This is a genomic window from Gleimia sp. 6138-11-ORH1 (assembly GCF_024814355.1).
Lineage (GTDB): Bacteria > Actinomycetota > Actinomycetes > Actinomycetales > Actinomycetaceae > Gleimia.
In genome coordinates this window covers 24,661-44,169 of the sequence record NZ_JANUXV010000004.1, presented here as the reverse complement: position 1 = coordinate 44,169, position 19,509 = coordinate 24,661, and the positions used below count along the sequence as shown (strand labels likewise).

The following is a 19,509-nucleotide window of genomic DNA, read 5'->3' as shown; positions in this document are numbered from 1 at the left end:
GATTCTATGCGACGGGCACACCCACTTGAACGAGTCTCGCTATTTCTAGCGGTGACAGTGGCAGTAGGTGTGCCCGTCGTCTTTTTAACTATCTTCTTCCTCTACCCAACTGCGTCACTGATCTTACGCGGTTTTGTTAATGAAGCCGGGCAGTGGGATTTAAGCGGCTTTCCAGAAGTGCTAGCTAAACCCCGAGTTTGGCGGGCAATCCGCTTCACCATTTCTCTTTCCACCCTGGCAACGCTTATCTCACTGTTACTGGCAGTGCCGGGCGCCTGGGTACTTTACCGACTATCTTTCCCCGGGCGCAGTCTGATCCGTGGCTTAGTGGCAGTACCTTTCGTTTTACCATCGGTGGTAGTCGGAGTTGCTTTCCGCACCCTCTTTGCCGAGGGCGGTTTACTTAACTTCTTAGCATTAGACGGAACTGCTACCGCGGTGGTAATCGGTATGGTTTTCTTCAACTATTCTTTAGCAGTTCGCACGATTGGTAACCTATGGGTGCGGTTAGACCCACGCATGGAAGAAGCAGCCCGAACCTTGGGAGGAACCACAGGGCGAGTATTTTTCACGGTAACTCTGCCGCGTCTCTTACCGGCAATCAGCGCCGCAGGAGCTTTAATATTTCTCTTTTGCGCCACTTCATTCGCCTTAGTTTTGATTCTTTCAGGAACTTCCATTTCCACTGTAGAAACTGAAATCTATTTCCTAACCACCGGGCTTTTAGATCTGCGCTCAGCCGCAGTGCTTTCGATCGTGCAGTTAGGAGTGATTGGGCTTTCACTGTGGGTTGTAAAAAGAGCCCAAGCGTACGCAGCAAAAACTCAAAAACTCAGAGTAGATGTGCCTGCCCGCCCAGTTTCCAAAAACGATTTACCGGCAGTAGCTTTCACCGCAATAGTAGTGGGGGTGCTGTTGCTTTTACCCCTGGGAAATCTGATTCTAGCTTCACTACACCGGAAAGGACAGTGGACATTTTCCAACTACACTGACTTATTCGCAGCTAACGCAGTGCGCGTGCTAAAAGAACCGGCAATTTACGCGTTGGGACGCTCTCTACTAATAGCTTTTGTAGCTATGCTGATCGCCCTGCTGGTGGGTGTTTTAGTAGCGATTGTGCTTTCGCGGCGTCCGCGGCAGAAAATTCTAAACTGGGGGCTTTCAGGTTTAGACGTACTTTTTGCCCTCCCGTTAGGAGTTTCTGCGGTCACAGTGGGGTTTGGGTTTCTAATTGCCTTAGATGAACCCCCCTTAGATTTTCGCAGCTCCTGGTGGTTGGTACCCTTAGCCCAAGCAATGGTGGCAGTGCCTTTAGTGGTGCGCATAGTTACTCCCGTATTAGAGCAGATAGACCGCCGCCAACTAGAAGTAGCGCAAGTTCTAGGAGCATCTTGGATGCGGGTTTTAACGGCAGTTGAGTTTCCCTTAGTAAGCCGATCAATCGTCCTAGCAGCCGCGTTTAGCAGCGCTATGTCTTTAGGGGAATTCGGAGCCACTTCCTTTGTAGCGCGCAGCGCAGAACCAACGTTGCCGTTGGTAATCTACCGGCTAGTAAGTAAACCCGGGGCAGCAGAGCAGGGAATGGCCCTAGCTGCTTCCGTGATTCTAGCTCTAGTGGCAGCTGGGCTACTGGTAGCTGCCGAAGCCTGGTTCGACCGCTCCCACCCCCATTCCCCCTCCCCGGAGCGTAACACGCCGATCTCATTTCCACGCAGCTTATCATCTCAAAGTGAAAGGAAGGTTAAAGGTGAGTAGCTTATTCTTAGCAGACCTGAACGTTCACTACGGAACATTTCACGCTGTAAAACACGTTGATTTACAAGTCCCCCAGGGGCAGATCGTTGCCCTGCTAGGCGCTTCAGGATCAGGCAAATCATCTTTACTGCGCGCCATTGCCGGTTTAGAAACCTCTACAGGAACGCTGCAATTTGCCCAAGAAGATTTGCGTCCCATCCCAGTACACAAACGCCATTTCGGACTAATGTTTCAAGACGGACAATTATTTGGACACCGCTCAGTACAGGGAAATATCGAGTTTGGATTAGCCGGAGAATCTAAAGCCACTAAACGCGCCAGAGTCCAAGAGCTACTTAGCTTAGTGGGGTTATCCGGCTACGAAAACCGCCGGATCAGTACCCTTTCGGGAGGTCAGCAGCAGCGGGTTGCCTTAGCACGGGCGTTGGCACCCCGCCCTCGGCTACTGCTTCTAGACGAGCCACTTTCGGCTTTAGACCGGGCTTTAAGAGAACAACTTTCGGCGGAAATCCGCAAAGTCGTTAAAGAGCAGGGAGTGAGCGCCATCTACGTAACGCATGACCAGCAAGAGGCGCTCGCGGTGGCGGATCGTATTATCGTGATGCACGCCGGAAAGATTTTAAGAGATGCTTCCCCGCGGGAGATTTGGCAGCACCCACAGTACGTGGAAGTAGCTGAGTTTTTAGGTTTCGCTCCGCTTATTCCTGCAGATATAGCGGTTGGCGAGGGGCTTTTCCCCTTTCTCAAGGGCGGGGCGTTAGCCAATTTTGCGCAGGAGCAGAACGTTTCAGTGTCAGAAGTATTCGTAGCTTGCGCGCCAGCTACCTTCACTTTCGCGGAGCGTAACACGCCGAGTTCATGTGAGCACGCCAAAGCCCATGCGGAGCGTAACACGCCGAGTTCATTTGTACGCGCCAAAGTATTGAATGCCAGGATTGGGCAGGGCGTTACTGAGCTAGAAGTAGCCTTACAAGGTGAAACCGGACAGATTTTGGCGAACTCATTTAAGGTGGAAGCGCCCTTAGAAGTGTGGGAATCAATACCAGCAGAGGTTTGTTTAAAAGTTAAACAAGAAAATGTCTGTTTAGTCACCGCAGCTAAATAACCCTAGCAAGTGATGACAGAGAGTCAGATAATGAGGGGTAGGCGACAAAACAACCACTTACAGGCAACATGGAATCTATTTCACGCAAGAAAAAACGCATCCTCAGCACACTATTAGTGCCCCTGGCAATGTCACTGATTGCCGTTTCTTCAGTGAACATTGCCCTATCTTCCATTGCCACAGGTATTCACGCTTCAGACGCGCAATTACAATGGATTCTTTCCGGCTACCCGCTGGTTGTGGGCATGACTTTAGTTCCAGCCGGAAGACTAGGTGACATCTTCTCTCGGCGAAAAATATTCATACTGGGGTTAATCGCCTTCGTAACAGGTTCTTTGCTAAGTGGGTTAGCTCCCACCGCGTTCTTTTTAAACATTGCTCGCGTTATCCAAGGAATGGGTGCGGGAATGTACTCGCCACAAATCATCGGCATGATCCAACAGCATTTCCAAGGTAGGGAACGCGCACTAGCATTTGGGCTTTTCGGAATGGTGGTTTCTTTTTCCGTAGCCTTAGGGCCGGTTGTTGCCGGAGCGTTAATCTCTGGAATTGGCGTTGAAAATGGGTGGCGTTATATCTTTTTCATTAATCTTCCCCTGGGGGTTTTGGGGATCGCCCTCGGGTATTTTTGGCTGCCGAAGGAAAACGGTGGAGAGCCTGTAAGTGAAGCAGCTGCCAGCTTGTGGGGGCTGGATTATTTCGGCGCGGTTTTGCTTTTAAGCGGGATTGTACTCACTCTGATTCCGTTTACTTTCCGCACTTTTTCGTGGTGGCTTCCGCTTATGCTGGTGGCCGCAGCAGCCGTTTTTGTACTTTGGCTGAAGTGGGAGAAATATTTGCCGACCGTTGGTAAGGAACCGATGGTGGATTTGTCACTTCTGCGGATTCGTTCATTTTTGGTGGGCACGGTGACTGCCGCTAGCTATTTTATGGGAGCACCCACGATGTTTGTGGTGCTGGCGATTTTTGTGCAAAATGAGCTGGGGCATTCCGCGTTGGTCGCGGGCACTTTGGGGCTGCCAAATGCGCTGTTATCTGCCGTGGGGTCTCGGTGGGGGGCGTTGAAGGTTTCGCAGTGGGGGAAGGCAATTTCTTTAGTTGCTTTGTTTACTGTTATTGCGGGTGTTTTATTTGTCATTGTGGTTATGGCGGGGATTATTTTCTTTGAGCAGTCTGTTTGGTGGCTGTTGCTTGCGTTGGCGCTGATGGGCTTTGGGCAGGGCGTTTTTGGTTCTACGAATCAGACGTTGAGTATGGAAGATGTTCCTTTGAGCTCGGGGGGTACTGCTGGCGGGTTTAAGCAGACTACTGAGCGGATTGGCACGTCGATTGGTTCGGCTTTGCTGACGGGCTTGTATTTCACGGTTTCAGCGATTTGGTCACCTGGGGTGGCGGTGCTTTTGGTTTTTGCTGCGACGGCTGGTTTTGTGAGTTTTGCGGCGTTGCTTGCGTACTTAGATTTTTCCCGAGGGCGTTCTGCCCGCCCCTAATTTCGGAGCGTAACTCGCCGATTTGATGTTGCCCTTTTTTGCCGGAGCGTAACTCGCCGGATTCATTTTGCGGAGCGTAACTTGCTGAACTGATTTTTTGGGTGTATTAAAAATGGATTTTGATCTCGGCGTGTTACGCTCCGGGGATAGTGGCGCGTGATCTCGGCGTGTTACGCTCGGATGAAATTGGTGCGGCGTGTTACGCTTTGGGGATTTGGGTTAAGAGGTTGGTGGCGTGAAAACCCAGGGTTTGCGAATGAAATCTTGACGGTCGAAAATTTCTAAAAGTTCCATTAAATTTGACGCCTCATACCCTAATGAAGCTGAGATTTTTGAAACTACTTGAGAAACGCTCCACCCCTGGGCTAAGAGGTCTTGTAAAGTTACCGCCCCATCACGCTTTGCTAAACGCGCTCCTGAAGGAGCCAACACTAACGGCACATGCGCATAGGTAAACGGCGCGTACCCTAACTCATGAGCAATATATGACTGCGCGGGCGCCGAAAAAAGTAAATCATCGGCGCGCACAACCTGATCCACCTGCTGCCACGCGTCATCAACAACTACCACCAGGTTATAAGCTAACGTGCCGTCACCGCGTTGCAAAACTACTTGGTCAATCTGCTCAGTCACCTCACCAAAAAGTTCATCTTGCACTGTCCATTCCGCCACCTGCGGGCGCAGTCGCAAAGCCGGTTTTCGCCCTACTGCCGCTAAAATCGCGCGTTTTTCGGCGCGTTCAGCTGCAGAAAGTTGCGCGCAGGTGCCGGGGTAAAAGCCGGGGCGAGAATGTGGGGCCGAGGACGCTTCAGCAATCTCTTTCCGTGAGCAAAAACACTCAAATAGCAAACCTTTTGAGTTTAAAGTCTCAATTGCTGCTAGGTGAGCGCTGTGGCGAGTTGATTGAAAAAGAGGTTCCTGATCCCAAGTTATGCCGATAGTTTTTAAGTCAGCTAGTTGGCGTTCAGCTGCACCTGGTTTAACTCGGTCAATATCTTCAATCCGGATAACGAAATTCCTGCCGGTTTGGCGTGCCCAGATCCAAGCTAAAGTGGCGGTGCGCAGGTTCCCGATATGCATATCCCCTGAGGGGCTGGGGGCAAAGCGACCTGCTTTTTGAACGATGCTCATAGGTTAAGTTTGGCAAAACTGGCGGGCTTTAGTCCACTTTTCGTTGTATTGTTAGCCAGCTGTAGGAACGCTGAAAATGCTGGTATTCCGCGCCTACAACCCCGTCAGTATTGAATGGCGGGCATGAAATTCTCAAAATCTGGACACAATTTCGCGTGGTAAAAAAATAAGACGTAGACTGGTCAAGGCTTCAAACGAACTAGCTAGAAAGGAGGCTCCCATGAGTGCAGACATCAAACTAACCAATGTCTCTAAACGCTACACCATTCGCGGCGGAGCCGACGTTCTGGCCCTAAAAAACGTCAGCCTAGAAATCGAAGCCGGATCCATCCACGGCATAGTCGGACAATCCGGAGCAGGCAAATCAACTCTGATTCGTTGCCTAACCGCCCTCGAAAAACCAACTGAAGGAGAAATCCTCCTCGGAGGCGAAAACCTATCCCTCCTTTCCGAAAATGAACTGCGTCGCCAACGCCGCCGCATCGGCATGGTATTCCAAGCAGCAAACCTTTTCGACTCCCGCACCGCCCTGGACAACGTTGCCTACCCACTACGCGTTGCCGGAGAAAACAAGCAAACCGCCCGTGAAAAAGCCGCAGAACTACTCGCCGTAGTAGGCCTACGCGGACGCGAAAAATCTTACCCCTCGCAACTATCCGGAGGACAACGCCAACGCGTAGGAATCGCCCGCGCCCTGGCAGCAAACCCCTCCGTACTGCTATGTGACGAACCTACTTCCGCCCTGGACTCAGAAACCACCCGGCAAGTACTGGCCCTCTTAAAAGACATTCGTGAACGCTTCGGAGTGACCATCATTATCATCACTCACGAAATGGAAGTAGTTCGCTTAATCTGTGACTCCGTATCCCTACTGGAACACGGTCAAGTAATCGAAAGTGGAAAAATTGCCGAGGTCGTTGCCGACCCCAGCTCACGGCTGGCCCACGAACTGGTGCCCCTCCCAGCAATCGAAAACCACGTCTGCGCAGACGGATACGTAATCGTAGACACCGCTTTCACCTCACACCCAGGGATTCCCACCGGCGCACAACTACTCTCAATCGCCTCAGCAATGGGCGCAGACGTAGCCGCGGGAACATTCGAATCCCTACCCAACATTCAAGTAGGGCGACTAGCTTTAACTGTACAAAATGAAGAAGCAAAAAACGTGATCGAAGCCTTCCGCACCCGCGGATTCCACGCGGAGGTGCGCCGATGAGCATCTTCGAACTGGCACAAAATTTCTTAAGTGCAATCGACCCAACAGAACTTAAAGTTCTCAACGAAACTTTCACCAAAGCAATTGTAGAAACCCTGCTAATGACAGTAATCTCAACGATTATTACCGTCATCATTGGCGCCCCCCTGGGGCTACTAGCAGTTTCTACCGCAAAAGACGGTTTAACCCCTAACAAAGTGGTAAACCAGATTCTTTCGGTGGCATTAAATATTGGGCGTTCAATCCCCTTTATTATCCTCATCGTCGCAATCATCCCACTAACACGTTTCATCATGGGAACCACACTGGGATGGCACGCCGCGTTAGTACCCCTCACTATCAGCGCAGTACCATTCTTCGCGCGGCTAGTAGAAACTAACGTCCGTTCAGTAGACCCCGGGAAGATTGAAGCAGCCCGCATGATGGGCGCAACCCGCCTGGGAATCATGTTTGACATTCAAATCCGTGAATCCCTGCCGTCCCTGGTGCAATCAGTCACCGTTTTGGCAATCAGCCTCTTAGGGTACTCGGCAATGGCAGGTACCATCGGTGCCGGCGGCCTAGGTCAGTTAGCTATCAACTACGGTTACACCCGCTTCATGCCCACCGTCATGGCGGTCTCAGTAATCGCAGTGGTTGTCATCGTCCAAATCATGCAGATGATCGGCGATATGATCAGCCGACTGGTAGACCACCGCTGAGCAACTACCAGTCGGGTTAGCCCAAAACTGAGAGCTTAAACGGCGCCCTCGGGAAAATTCAGAAAAGCAAAAGGAAACTAAACTCCCTAACTGCGCCAAAAACCAGCTTAAAAGCCAGCAATAACCCACCAAATTGCAAGAAAAAATCATTTTAAGTTTAGTTAAGGAAAAAACATGACTATCAAAATCACTCGCACCCAGTTCCTCTCCATCGCTGCACTCACCGCGCTAACTCTCTCAGCTTGTGGGGGAGCCGCCCCGCAGAGCCAGGAGCCAGCAGCTGAAAAGAAAGACGCAGTTGTGACTTTGAAAGTTGGTGCATCCCCCTCACCTCACGCAGATATTTTGAAGTTCATTGACGAAAACCTGGCAGCAAAACACGGTATCGACCTAGAAATCATCGAATACTCTGACTATGTGATTCCAAACGAAGCTCTCAAATCCGGGGAACTGGACGCTAACTACTTCCAAACCGTGCCTTACTTGGAAGACCAGGGGCCGAAGCTGGGCTTGAAGGGAACTCCTGGTAAGGGCGTTCACCTAGAACCGCTGGGCTTGTACTCCGCGAAGATTAAGGACGTTAAGGACCTGCCCGAGGGCGGCACAATCGGTATTATTGCCGACACTGTAAACCAGGCACGTGCTCTGCGCCTGCTGGAATCAGTTGGCTTAGTTGAAGTACCTAAAGAAGGCGACATCAATATTTTCACTGTGAAGAAGCTGAAGAACTTTGAGTGGAAAGAAGTTGAAGGGGCGCAGCTGGTGCGTTCTTTGCCAGATGTGGACGCAGCCGTGATTAACGGTAACTACGCGCAAGAAGGTGGATTGTCTTTCAGTAAGGATGCGATTGTGGGTGAACCTACCGAAAATAACCCAGCTGCGAACCTGCTGGTATGGCGTACTGAAGATGACGGAAATGAAGCTATTAAGAAGCTCGAAGAGCTTTTGCACTCTGACGAAGTTCGCGAATACATTAAGAAGACTTGGACTGACGGTTCAGTAATCCCCGTATTCTAATCTTGCGAGCTTTTGTCACCTGGGTTTAACCAGGCGGGTGCCGATCAAAAGTAAATAGTTAAGTCTCCCGCTACAGTTTCGGTTGTAGCGGGAGACTTAGTTTATTACGTTTTAGAGGGTGCGGAGGTTAGTCAACAATGCCGTAGAGGCGATCGCCAGCGTCTCCTAAGCCGGGGACAATGTAAGAGTGTTCATTGAGGCGTTCATCAACTGCGGCGGTGACGATATTTACGTCTGCGCGGTCGCCTACGAATTCTTCAACTGTTTTTAGTCCTTCTGGAGCGGCGAGCAGGCACAGGCAGGTGACTTCTTTTGCGCCGCGTTCAAGCAGGTAGTCAATGGCAGCTACCATGGTGTGTCCGGTGGCAAGCATTGGGTCAAGAATGAAACACTGCCGTCCGGATAGGTCGTCAGGTAGGCGGTTAGCGTAAGTTTCGATGGCAAGCGTATTTTCGTCGCGCTTCATCCCCAGGAATCCCACTTCAGCAGTGGGGAGCATCCGGGTCATTCCTTCTAACATGCCGAGGCCGGCGCGTAGAATCGGGATTACTATTGGGCGAGGTTCAGCAATACGTTTACCGATAGTTTCGGTTACCGGAGTCTTGATGGGGAAATCTTCGACTGCAATATCGCGAGTTGCCTCGTAGGTTAGTAGGGTTACCAGTTCGTCAGCTAGTTGGCGAAAGACTGGGGAGGGTGTGCGCTCGTCGCGCAGCACCGTGAGTTTGTGATCAATAAGTGGGTGATTAGCAATGTGTAAACGCATACTTCTAAAATACCGTTTTTGGTCGCGTTCGTGTAAGTTCCGCGCGGATTGTTTTCGATTTGGGTTAGGCTGGCAGTATGAGTTTTTCGGTGAAAAAGGATTATGAGCTTTGGATGCGGCGGGCGATGGAGTTGGCTGCGTTGGCAGAGCAGGCGGGTGATGTGCCGGTGGGTGCATTACTTATTTCCGAGGGCGGTGAGGTAATTGCGTCTGGTTTTAATACTCGTGAAGCCCAGTGTGATCCTACGGGGCACGCGGAAATTAACGTTTTAAGAGAGGCTGCGCAGAAGTTGCAGCGGTGGAGGTTTTCGGACTGTACTTTAGTGGTGACGTTGGAGCCTTGTACGATGTGTGCGGGGGCTTTGGTTTCTGCTCGCGTGGGGCGGGTGGTGTTTGGAGCGTGGGATCCGGCTTTCGGGGCTTGTGGGTCTTTGCGGGATGTGGTGCGTGATCCGCGGGTGAATCATCAGGTGGAAGTTTATGGGGGTGTGTTGGAAGTGGAATGTGAAACACAGTTGCGCCGGTTTTTCTTAGCTAAACGTTGAGTGTAGACTGGATTAGTGTTCTGTACTTTTGGTACAGGATTTTGGTGACGTGTCCGAGCGGCCGAAGGTGCAACACTCGAAATGTTGTGTGGTTAATAGCCACCGAGGGTTCAAATCCCTCCGTCACCGCATTATTTACCCCGGGTCTTATGGTTTGTAAGACCCGGGGTAAATCTTATTGTGGGTTGTTTTGTATGACCCTATTTTTATGAGTTTTTATTTTTCCGAGGGCGGTGCCGGAAGTTTCCGTATTTTTTGCGGTTGTTTTCGGAAGATGGTTTAGGCGAAGTGGGTGTGTTTTACTTTCCACTGGCGGATTTTAATTTCTACCCAGAAGCTGTAGATTCCAAGGGTGATGATGGTGAGTAGGAGCCATTTAATCCAGTTGCCAAATAATTGTCCGCCGGTTCCGTTGAATCTTAGGCGTCTGCCGTTGATGACGGTGTGGGAGGCTTCCCAAGAGTAAATCATGCAAAATGCCCAGGGGAAAGCGATTCCCAGAGTGAGAATGGTGATTAAAAAACCTAGGATTCGCCAACCGATTAGTTGGAGCAGGCCTCCGTCGAAATATGAGGGATATGCGTGTGGGTCAGTGTATGCGAATGCTGGGTTTGTCATTTTATTTTCCTTAGGTTGTTTTGGGAAATCTCTATTATCGTATGTGCGTTACTGAGGAATCTCAAGGTGAGTTTAATGGTGAGTTGAATCTGTGTTGTTTTGTTTCGGGGAGGTTATCTCGGCGTGTTACGCTCCGGGGGAGTGGGGAAGTTATCTCGGCGTGTTACGCTCCGGGAGGGGAAGTTGGGAGGTTATCTCGGCGTGTTACGCTCCGGGGAGGTTGTTGGGTAGCGAAAACCCGCCGGATTGCTGGGGCAAACCGGCGGGTGAACGTTAAATCACAGGGTGATTAGGCCACCGAAAGTGGAACGAGCTGCATCGAAACGAGCTGCTACGTTTGCCCAGTCAACTACGTTCCACCAGGCGTTTACGTAGTCTCCCTTTACGTTTACGTAATCCAAGTAGAAAGCGTGTTCCCACATATCTAGCATGAGCAATGGAACAGTACCCACAGGAATGTTACCCTGCTGGTCGAATAGCTGGAAGGTAACCAGACGCTGACCCAGAGTATCCCAAGCTAACACGGCCCAGCCGGAACCTTGAATCCCCAGAGCGGCAGCAGCGAACTGAGCTTGGAATTTTTCAAATGAACCAAAGAATTCGTCAATAGCAGCAGCCAGTTCTCCTGCTGGACGGGAAGCCCCCGCGCCGGTCATGTTAGACCAGAAAACTGAGTGGTTGGAGTGACCGCCCAGGTTGAAAGCCAGGTTCTTTTCGTGCAGGTTGATGGCAGCATGGTCGCCAGCTTCACGAGCAGCTTCCAGCTTTTCTAAAGCCAAGTTTGCGCCCGCAACATATGCAGCGTGGTGCTTAGAGTGGTGTAGTTCCATGATGCGCGCGGAAATATGTGGTTCCAACGCGCCGTAGTCGTAGCCCAGTTCAGGCAGGGTGTAAACAGCCATGTTTGCTCCTTGGAGTTTTGTTACTTATCTTTCGGAAAGTAACGGAAGTGGTCAGGTGGGACTAAAGTCGTCCAACAGTTCCACCTTAGCGCGAAAATTCCCAAGTGGTGATTTGTGACGAATATATTAGGTGCATTTCACTTATTTACAAATTTTCCCGAGGGCGGAAAAACTGCCTCACAATTGCAAAGAAATTAGGTAAGAATCCACAAATGCGCCCAGAGTATTGCACCCTACCGGTGTCCCGCCTACATTTAGTAGTTATGACGCAAATACCTACTGAACTGCAATTAGCTGACGAGCTTATTCCCTTACTAAGAGAAGAACTTTCTGTTTACACAGTGGAAAACCTGGTGGAAGTATTTTCACAAGAAGCCTACGAAGCCTATCAGCAAGAACAGCGCGTTGCCTTACTACACGCGGTACGCCAAGCCAGCGGAGGCGGGCAAACCGTAGCTACTGAAGAAGAAAAACAAACTGTTGAGCAACTTAGCGTCTTCAGTTTACTTTTCCTTTTAGGTGAAGCCGTCGAAGCACAGTGGTTAGCGCAAATCCTTCATAAAGTAACTATTGACGATTTAGTTTCGGTAGGTTTGCTCTGTCAAGAAGCTAATCAGGTGTGGGCGAAAGTGAAACTTGAACCCCATCGCGTTGAGTTTAATGAGCAGCAGTTTAACTGGTGGATTGCGTCTGACTTTCCGTCCTCGGTAACTGGAAAACCAGTGGAAAAAGACCATGTCTTAGGAATCGGCGGGGCAACTCGCACGCTTTTACAAGCCACCCCAAGAGGGCAGGTGAAGCGAGTTTTAGACTTGGGAACTGGCTGTGGGATTATCGGCATGTACGCGGCTTTACACGCCGACGAAGTGATTGCTACCGACATTTCCGCGCGAGCCGTGCAGATAGCGCGTTTTAATGCCACCTTAAATCAAGTGCCGATGCAGGTTATTCAAGGTTCCCTATTTGAACCGGTAGAGGGAGATTTTGACCTGATCCTCTCTAACCCGCCGTTTGTGATTACTCCAGCTAGTTTGCGTGAAACCGGCGTGTTGGAATACCGTGATGGGGGCTTGCCCGCGGACACACTCTTAGAACAGGTGATCCAAGGAGCTGCCACCCGCTTGCGCCCCAACGGGGTTGCCATCATGTTGGGAAACTGGGAGATTCCGCAGGGGAAAACCTCGGAAATACATCCGCGGCAGTGGCTCACCTCTCAACCAGTCACCGCCTGGGTAGTGCAACGCGAAAAGCTCACCCCGCACCAGTACGTGCAGATGTGGTTACGCGATAACGCACCCGCTTGGATGCGCAGTCAGATAGATTACGAGACTGACTACATTAATTGGGTAAGTGATTTTGCTGCTCGCAAAGTTGAAGCCATCGGCTTAGGGCTGGTTGCGTTAGTGAAGCCAGCGGAAGCTACGAATCCCACACATTTTGAGTTCAGTGAAATCTCCACCGGCATTTCTGCGCACGGTTCGTATATTAAACGGGTGCTAGAAGAGCTGGCAGAAAATAAATTAGAGATTCGCAATACTGATTTCTTTATCCGTGCCGAGGACGTACGCGAAGAGCGCCACTACCTGCCGGGTGAACCTGATCCGCAGATAATCATAGCTACTCAAGGGGATGGGTTTGGGCAGAGAATTCAGCTAAATACGCACTTAGCTGCCGCTTTAGGGGCGTGTGATGGGGAATTAAATATCGGCCAGATTGTCACTGCGATTAGTGTCATTACCGGAGTGGAACACGCGGTAGTGGAAACAGCCGTGTACGGGCAACTACCACAGGTGATTTTGGCTGGAATGTTGTTCAGGGCTAAATGACTGTTATTGTGTATCTTGGAGCATGCCGTATATTATTAGCAGAATTATTAAACAATGAAAGAAGGAATAGCGGTGGCGAAAAAGCTCGTGATCGTGGAATCCCCCGCCAAGGTAAAGACTATTGCTAACTATCTTGGCTCGGAGTACACCGTCAAAGCCTCAGTAGGGCATATCCGCGATTTGCCGCAGCCTTCTGAACTGCCGGCTACCATGAAAAAAGGACCTTACGGAAAGTTCGCGGTAGATGTTGAAGATAGTTTCGACGCCTACTACGTAGTAAGTCCCGAAAAGAAAAAGGTAGTCACTGAACTAAAGAAGCACCTTAAAGAAGCTGACGAACTCTACCTGGCAACTGATGAGGACCGTGAGGGTGAGGCTATCGCATGGCATTTACTGCAAGTGTTAAAGCCTAAAGTACCCGTAAAACGCATGGTCTTTCATGAAATCACTAAAGAAGCTATCGGTAGGGCGTTAGAGAATACGCGGGAGATTAACGCGTCTTTAGTTGATGCGCAGGAAACTCGTCGAATCTTAGACCGTTTAGTAGGGTATGAGGTTTCTCCGGTGCTGTGGCGCAAAGTAGCTGCCGGTCTGTCAGCGGGACGAGTTCAGTCAGTGGCAACCCGTTTAGTTGTAGAGCGTGAAAGAGAACGTATGCGCCACGTGAGTGCCGCCTACTGGGACTTAGAAATCGACTTTAACGCTGAAAACACTGATTTCACTGCAAAAGCAACGCATATTAACGGAATGCGAATCGCTCAGGGGAGAGATTTCACTGACGATGGAAAACTAAACGCAGACGTACTTCATTTAGATGAAACCGCTGCAGTGGCAGTGGCGGAAACAATTAGCGCTTTACCTAAAGAAAGTGCTTTTGTAGAAGGGGTAGAGCAAAAACCTTATACGCGCCGCCCGGCAGCGCCTTTCACCACATCGACTTTGCAGCAAGAAGCTGGGCGTAAATTAAAGTGGAATGCCCGCGACACTATGCGTACCGCGCAGTTCTTGTACGAAAACGGTTACATCACCTATATGCGTACAGACTCTACGGCACTTTCACAAGAAGCTACGCGGGCAGCCCGCACCCAAGCAGAAGCCCTATTTGGGAAAGACTTTATCCCTAAAACTCCGCGCGCCTACGCGAAAAAATCTAAGGGAGCCCAGGAAGCCCACGAAGCTATCCGCCCAGCTGGCGACCACTTCCGCACCCCCGACCAGGTAGCCGGAGAACTGAACGCTTCACAGCTGGCACTTTACGATTTGATTTGGAAGCGCACCCTGGCTTCACAAATGACTGACGCAACCGGAACTACTGATACCTTGCGTTTAGGGATGGACATTGCCAGTGAAGCGATCCAAAAAACTTTGGAACAAGCCAGTGTACACGTGAATGCGACCTTATCCGGAACCGTTATTTCCCACCGAGGTTTCTTAGCTGCCTATGAAGAAAGTAAGGACGCTTCCCGTTACGACGAGGCGAACGAAGAACAACGTTTGCCGAAACTAGCGGTAGGCGATGTAGTTGAAGTACATGAAGCTACTGCCGCTGGACATCAAACTACACCCCCTCCACGCTATACGGAAGCATCTTTAGTTAAAGCAATGGAAGAACGCGGAATTGGTCGGCCTTCCACCTATGCGGCAACTATTTCAGTGATCGTAGACCGCGGTTATGTGAATAAACGTGGCCAGGCTCTGGTTCCCACTTGGTTAGCATTTTCTGTGGTTCGTCTTTTGGAAGAAAACTTGGGGCGGTTAGTAGACTACGACTTTACTGCTTCTATGGAAGCGGACCTGGACCGGATTGCAACGGGAGAAACTGACCGGGTGGAATGGCTACGAAGCTTCTATCTGGGAATAAATGATACTGCTCCGCAAGTTACCGTGGGGCAAGGACTGCGGGAAACAGTTGAGTCTTTAGGTGACATTGATGCGCGCGCCATCAACTCATTAGATTTGGGTGGCGGGATAACTGTGCGAGTTGGTAAGTTCGGTCCATATTTAGAGCGCGAGGACGGTAAGCGAGCCAATATTCCGGTAGAGATAGCTCCAGATGAGTTAGATCTTGCAAAGGCTGAGGAACTTTTCGTTGCCGCCGAAAATGATGGGCGAATTTTAGGAACAGATCCGGCTACCGGCTATCAAATCCAAGCTTTAGCAGGACGCTTTGGCCCATACGTTACCGAAATTATTCCTGAGCCAGAAGTAAATGAGGGTGAAGAAAAACCGAAGAAACGTGCCGCTAAAGTAAAGCCGCGTACTGGTTCTTTATTTAAGTCCATGGACTTAGCAACTATTACTTTAGACGAAGCTTTGCAACTGTTAGCATTACCGCGAGTTTTAGGGACTCACCCTGAAACCGGTACAGAAATCACCACTCAAAATGGTCGGTTTGGGCCGTACCTAAAACACGGTACAGATTCGCGCTCACTGGAATCTGAAGAACAGATTTTCACACTCACTTTAGAAGCGGCGTTAGAGATCTTAGCGCAACCTAAGGTGCGGGGGCGAGCAGCTGCGAAACCGCCTTTGCGTGAGTTTGACTTAGATCCGGAATCAGGTAAGAAAGTTACCATTAAAGATGGGCGTTTTGGCCCTTACATTACTGATGGGGTAACTAATATTACTGTGCCACGTTCGGAAACTGTAGAGACAATTACAGCAGAACGCGCCTATGAACTTTTAGCGGAAAAGCGTGCTAAAGGGCCGGTAAAGCGGAAAACTACAGCGAAGAAAACCACAGCTAAGAAAACTACGGCAAAAAAGCCGGCGGCGAAGAAAACCACCGCGAAAAAGCCTGTAGCAAAGAAAACTACAGCGAAAAAAGCTGCTGCTAAAGAAAGCTAGGAGTTGAAGAGCGATGGAACTAAGGCAAGCGCCCGGTCTTTATATAACTTTCGAAGGCGGCGAAGCCAGCGGTAAAACCACGCAAATTGAACTTACTAGCAAGTGGTTAGTTGAACGTGGTTACACCCCAGTTATCACCCGTGAACCGGGAGGAACTGAGCTGGGAAAGAAACTTCGTGAGCTGATCTTACACGGTCCAAAAGATATGGATCCGCGTTGCGAACTATCCTTATATTTAGCTGACCGCGCCTACCATGTGGCACGGAAAGTCCGCCCAGCTTTAGAAGCAGGGAAAGTGGTAGTTCAAGACCGCTACTTTGATTCATCAATCGCCTATCAAGGCGCCGCCCGAAAACTTGGCACCGCAGAAGTTAGAGAACTAAACCTCTGGGCCACCCAAGGGCTAATCCCAGAAATTACTTTCCTGTTAGATATTGAACCAAAGCTAAGTATGCGCCGCAGGCAGGGAGCTAGCGATCGGATTGAAGAAGAACCAAACGATTTTCATCTTAAAGTTCGGGAACAATACCTGCAATTAGCTGCCGCGGAACCAAACCGCTTCCACATTATTGACGCCGGTCAGTCGATCGCGCAGGTACAAACCGAAATTCAAAGAGTTATTAGCACCGCCCTCGGGAAGAAAGAAGCATATCTCAGCCCCGAGAAACTTTAAAGCGTAAACTAAGACGGAGAGAAGTCTTTTAAGTGGGGAAAAATGAGTAGCTGGGCAGAAGTCGTAGGGCAAGAGCAGGCAGTAGGTGTTTTGCAAGCAGCCGCCCAAGCAGCGCGTAACCCGCAAAGCCAACGCGCCATGACCCATGCTTGGCTGATTACCGGCCCGCCCGGTTCGGGACGCTCTGTGGCGGCCCGTGCATTTGTAGCCGCCCTACAGTGTAGTCACCCCACTGAAAATGGTTGCGGAAACTGTGAAGATTGTCGGCAAGTTTGGGCGAAAACGCACCCGGACGTAACCGACTTTGCCACCGAAAAATCAATTATCAGCGTGGAAGAAGTCCGCAGTTTTATGCACGCTGCGCAAACCGCACCCAGCCGCGGGAAATGGCGAGTAATTCTATTAGAAGACGCAGACCGCATGGTTGAACGCACTTCCAACCTACTTTTGAAAGCCATTGAAGAACCTCCCGCACGCACCGTTTGGGTACTGTGCGCTCCCAGCCCCGAGGACTTAATCACCACAATTCGATCCAGATGCCGGCAGGTAAATTTACGGGTCCCCCCAGTTAAAGACGTAGCCCAACTGCTGATGCGAAAACACGCGGTGGAATGGGAAACAGCTTACCAAGCGGCTTCTTTAGCACAGTCTCACATTGGTATTGCCCACCGGTTGATTACCGAAGAAGGGCGGGTAGAACAACGTTACCAGCAGCTTGCCGACCTGTTGCAGATAGAAAACGTAGGAGAAGCCATCTTCTACGTTGAAGAAATGCTGAAAGAAAATAAGCAGCAGGTAGAAGAAGAACTGGCAACTCGTAACGCCCGCGAAGAAGCCGAACTAAAACGTATTTTGGGATTAACCGACCGTGAAAAAGTGCCTCCGGCAATGCGCTCACAATTAACTCAGCTACAAGAGGAACAAAAACGCCGCGCAGTGCGGGCAGTTAAGGATCCTTTGGATCAGCTTTTAGTTAATCTACTGAGCTTTTTCAGAGACGTAGTAGTAATGCAAGCTGGTGTTAATCACCCGCCGATCAACCAGGGCTACCAGGATCTTCTGGTAGCTGTTGCCCTAAGCTCTACCTTACAAGATACTTATCGTAAGGTTAATGCGATTGAAATAGCGCGGAAACGTCTGCAATCAAATACTTCAGTAAATCTAATCTTTGAAGCTTTAGCTGTTGAACTGATTCAGTGAAATACGGAGAGGAATTTTTGTGAAACAAAGAATGTTAGTAGGGGCAAGTGGCCTTTTAGCCGCAAGTTTGTTTCTTTCAGCTTGTGGAGCCATAGGTCTGAAAAGTCCGGCAGACAGCTCGCTGACTCCCAGTTCCGACGGTCAAAATACAGCTGAAAAAGCTCCTCTTCCGGAATTGCAAAAGTTTTACGACCAGACGATTACTTGGAATTCTTGTGTCGATAATGGGTTGGTAATGGATATTACTGACGGCAGAGTTGAAACCCCAAACTACACTTGCGCGCAGCTAGAAGTCCCGTTGGATTACAATAAGCCAGCGGGAGAAACGATTAAACTGCAGTTGGTTCGCTATTCGAGTGACGGTGAGGTTAAGATCCCACTTTTCTATAACCCAGGTGGACCAGGTGGTTCAGCTATTTCTGGTTTAGATGACGTGGCTACAGGGAGCTTTACTATTAAACTGTTGAAAAAATACGACTTGATAGCGATGGATCCTCGCGGAGTGGGAGCATCCACCCCAGTTAAGTGTTTAACCCCGGAAGAAATCGATAAGCAGCGTTCCGGCGAAGACATTCCCGAGGGCGTCGATGAGGCGGATTTTGCGCAGCAACAGATAGCTGAATATACCAAAAAATGTTTAGATAACTCTGGTGAGTTAGCAAAAAATATCGACACTAACTCGGTAGTATCCGATTTTGACATTGCTCGGGCTGCGTTAAGACAAGAGAAACTCAATTACTTTGGTTACTCTTACGGAACTGTTATTGGAGCCTTATACACTGATACGTTCCGAAATCGGGTCGATCACATTGTTTTGGACAGTGCAGTTGATACTGCTTTAACAGCAGAAGGAATTGCGGAAGGTCAGGCAGAAGGCTTTGAAAAGTCTATGCGTCACTTTTTAGAAAGTAGTGAGCTGAACAATGAAGAATTCCCTTTCCGCGGACCGAAACAAGCTGAAGATTTCAAAGCCTGGATAGAGGCAGTTGATAAAACTCCGATTCCAACTCACGATCCGAATCGTCCCTTAACAGGCTCACTGCTTCGCAGCGCTGTTATGGGGGGAATGTACTCAGAAGATTTCTACCAGTTCATTTCTGAAGGCATTGTTGAAGCGAAATTGAAGAATAACGGTACTGTATTGCTTAACATTTCAGACTTGCTCAATGAGCGACGCACTAACGGAACCTATAAGACAAACTCTTTTGATGCATTCCAAGTAGTAAATTATCTTGATTACGTGCCGGTAGGTACTGAAGCTGACTGGCTCAAGCAGGCTGAAGAATTAAAGGCAAAGTATCCTTTAGTTGGAGATCAGTTTGCGGGTAGCTCAGCAATGCTAAGCGCATCGATGATCCCATCGAGAGATACTCGTCGTACTGTTAAGGGAGCAGGTGCCCCACCGGTATTAGTAATTGGAAATACGTACGATCCGGCTACCCCTTATAAGTGGTCAGTTAGCTTAGCTGATCAGCTTGAATCAGCGCAGCTAATCACGGTTGAGAGTTGGGATCACGGGGCCTATCGTAGGTTAGCTTCCAAATGCGTAACTGACGCTGTTGATAACTACTTCTTAGAAAATGTGCTTCCTGCAAAAGACCTGCGATGTGAGAAGTAAACCTCAAGCTGATTTAATATTTGCTCCTGTAGCTTTCATTCGTTACAGTTGTAGACGTGCCTAAAGTTTTAGATTTCAGTCTTTAACTGCAGGTGC

16 protein-coding genes and 1 tRNA gene are annotated in these 19,509 nt (G+C 49.8%); 13 read left to right on the top strand and 4 right to left on the bottom strand.

Annotated features, from left to right (window positions below):
• Positions 1-6: 6 nt before the first annotated feature.
• The 3 genes from NXS08_RS05885 (at position 7) to NXS08_RS05875 (ending at position 4,350) form a co-directional block, all read left to right on the top strand.
• The gene (locus NXS08_RS05885; RefSeq protein WP_259138403.1) at positions 7-1,755 is read left to right on the top strand and encodes an iron ABC transporter permease; all 1,749 of its coding nucleotides are present in this window, start codon (positions 7-9) and stop codon (positions 1,753-1,755) included.
• A complete protein-coding gene (locus NXS08_RS05880) occupies positions 1,748-2,860 on the top strand; it encodes an ABC transporter ATP-binding protein (protein ID WP_259138401.1) in 1,113 nt (370 codons plus the stop codon). The genes NXS08_RS05885 and NXS08_RS05880 overlap by 8 nt, the downstream gene beginning before the upstream one ends.
• 68 nt (positions 2,861-2,928) lie before the next feature.
• Positions 2,929-4,350 carry an MFS transporter gene (locus NXS08_RS05875; protein WP_259138399.1) on the top strand — a complete coding sequence of 474 codons (1,422 nt, stop codon included), beginning with the start codon at positions 2,929-2,931 and terminating at the stop codon, positions 4,348-4,350.
• A 219-nt stretch (positions 4,351-4,569) separates the two neighbouring features.
• Here the strand turns inward: NXS08_RS05875 and gluQRS are convergent, their stop codons facing one another.
• Complete coding sequence (gene gluQRS, locus NXS08_RS05870) at positions 4,570-5,481, bottom strand: tRNA glutamyl-Q(34) synthetase GluQRS (protein WP_259138397.1); 912 nt, start codon at positions 5,479-5,481, stop codon at positions 4,570-4,572.
• A gap of 220 nt (positions 5,482-5,701) precedes the next feature.
• Between gluQRS and NXS08_RS05865 the strand changes: the two genes are divergently transcribed.
• The 3 genes from NXS08_RS05865 to NXS08_RS05855 all read left to right on the top strand — a co-directional run bounded on the left by NXS08_RS05865 (position 5,702) and on the right by NXS08_RS05855 (position 8,418).
• A complete protein-coding gene (locus tag NXS08_RS05865) occupies positions 5,702-6,700 on the top strand; it encodes a methionine ABC transporter ATP-binding protein (protein ID WP_259138395.1) in 999 nt (332 codons plus the stop codon).
• The gene (locus tag NXS08_RS05860) at positions 6,697-7,401 is read left to right on the top strand and encodes a methionine ABC transporter permease (protein WP_259138391.1); all 705 of its coding nucleotides are present in this window, start codon (positions 6,697-6,699) and stop codon (positions 7,399-7,401) included. Before NXS08_RS05865 ends, NXS08_RS05860 begins: the two co-directional genes overlap by 4 nt.
• Positions 7,402-7,575: 174 nt before the next feature.
• On the top strand, positions 7,576-8,418 hold the full coding sequence (locus NXS08_RS05855) for a MetQ/NlpA family ABC transporter substrate-binding protein (RefSeq protein ID WP_259138389.1): 843 nt from the start codon (positions 7,576-7,578) through the stop codon (positions 8,416-8,418).
• A gap of 127 nt (positions 8,419-8,545) precedes the next feature.
• On the opposite strand, the gene upp is transcribed toward NXS08_RS05855, so the two are convergent.
• On the bottom strand, positions 8,546-9,184 hold the full coding sequence (upp, locus tag NXS08_RS05850) for a uracil phosphoribosyltransferase (protein WP_259138386.1): 639 nt from the start codon (positions 9,182-9,184) through the stop codon (positions 8,546-8,548).
• Between the two features lie 77 nt (positions 9,185-9,261).
• Between upp and tadA the strand changes: the two genes are divergently transcribed.
• Entirely contained in the window at positions 9,262-9,729 is a 468-nt protein-coding gene (gene tadA / locus NXS08_RS05845; RefSeq protein ID WP_259138384.1) for a tRNA adenosine(34) deaminase TadA, read from the top strand.
• Positions 9,730-9,772: 43 nt separating this feature from the next.
• Positions 9,773-9,858 (top strand) — tRNA-Ser (locus tag NXS08_RS05840).
• Between the two features lie 150 nt (positions 9,859-10,008).
• Here NXS08_RS05840 and NXS08_RS05835 read toward each other — a convergent pair.
• Together NXS08_RS05835 and NXS08_RS05830 are read right to left on the bottom strand one after the other, a co-directional pair.
• The gene (locus NXS08_RS05835) at positions 10,009-10,347 is read right to left on the bottom strand and encodes a YjgN family protein (protein WP_259138382.1); all 339 of its coding nucleotides are present in this window, start codon (positions 10,345-10,347) and stop codon (positions 10,009-10,011) included.
• A gap of 278 nt (positions 10,348-10,625) precedes the next feature.
• Positions 10,626-11,249 (bottom strand): superoxide dismutase, encoded by a 624-nt coding sequence (locus tag NXS08_RS05830; protein WP_259138380.1) that lies wholly within the window; start codon positions 11,247-11,249, stop codon positions 10,626-10,628.
• Between the two features lie 212 nt (positions 11,250-11,461).
• Here NXS08_RS05830 and NXS08_RS05825 point away from each other — a divergent pair, with 212 nt between their 5' ends.
• From NXS08_RS05825 to NXS08_RS05805, 5 genes are read left to right on the top strand one after another with little or no spacing between them, the layout of a single operon-like run.
• Positions 11,462-13,075, top strand: coding sequence for a class I SAM-dependent methyltransferase (locus tag NXS08_RS05825; protein ID WP_259138378.1), 1,614 nt, complete (start codon positions 11,462-11,464; stop codon positions 13,073-13,075).
• Between the two features lie 54 nt (positions 13,076-13,129).
• Positions 13,130-15,922, top strand: a complete 2,793-nt coding sequence (gene topA, locus NXS08_RS05820) for a type I DNA topoisomerase (RefSeq protein ID WP_259138376.1) — start codon at positions 13,130-13,132, stop codon at positions 15,920-15,922.
• A 13-nt stretch (positions 15,923-15,935) separates the two neighbouring features.
• Positions 15,936-16,595, top strand: a complete 660-nt coding sequence (gene tmk / locus NXS08_RS05815) for a dTMP kinase (RefSeq protein ID WP_259138373.1) — start codon at positions 15,936-15,938, stop codon at positions 16,593-16,595.
• A 42-nt stretch (positions 16,596-16,637) separates the two neighbouring features.
• Positions 16,638-17,795 (top strand): DNA polymerase III subunit delta', encoded by a 1,158-nt coding sequence (locus NXS08_RS05810; protein WP_259138371.1) that lies wholly within the window; start codon positions 16,638-16,640, stop codon positions 17,793-17,795.
• Between the two features lie 19 nt (positions 17,796-17,814).
• A complete protein-coding gene (locus tag NXS08_RS05805; RefSeq protein ID WP_259138368.1) occupies positions 17,815-19,413 on the top strand; it encodes an alpha/beta hydrolase in 1,599 nt (532 codons plus the stop codon).
• The last annotated feature ends 96 nt before the right edge of the window (positions 19,414-19,509 follow it).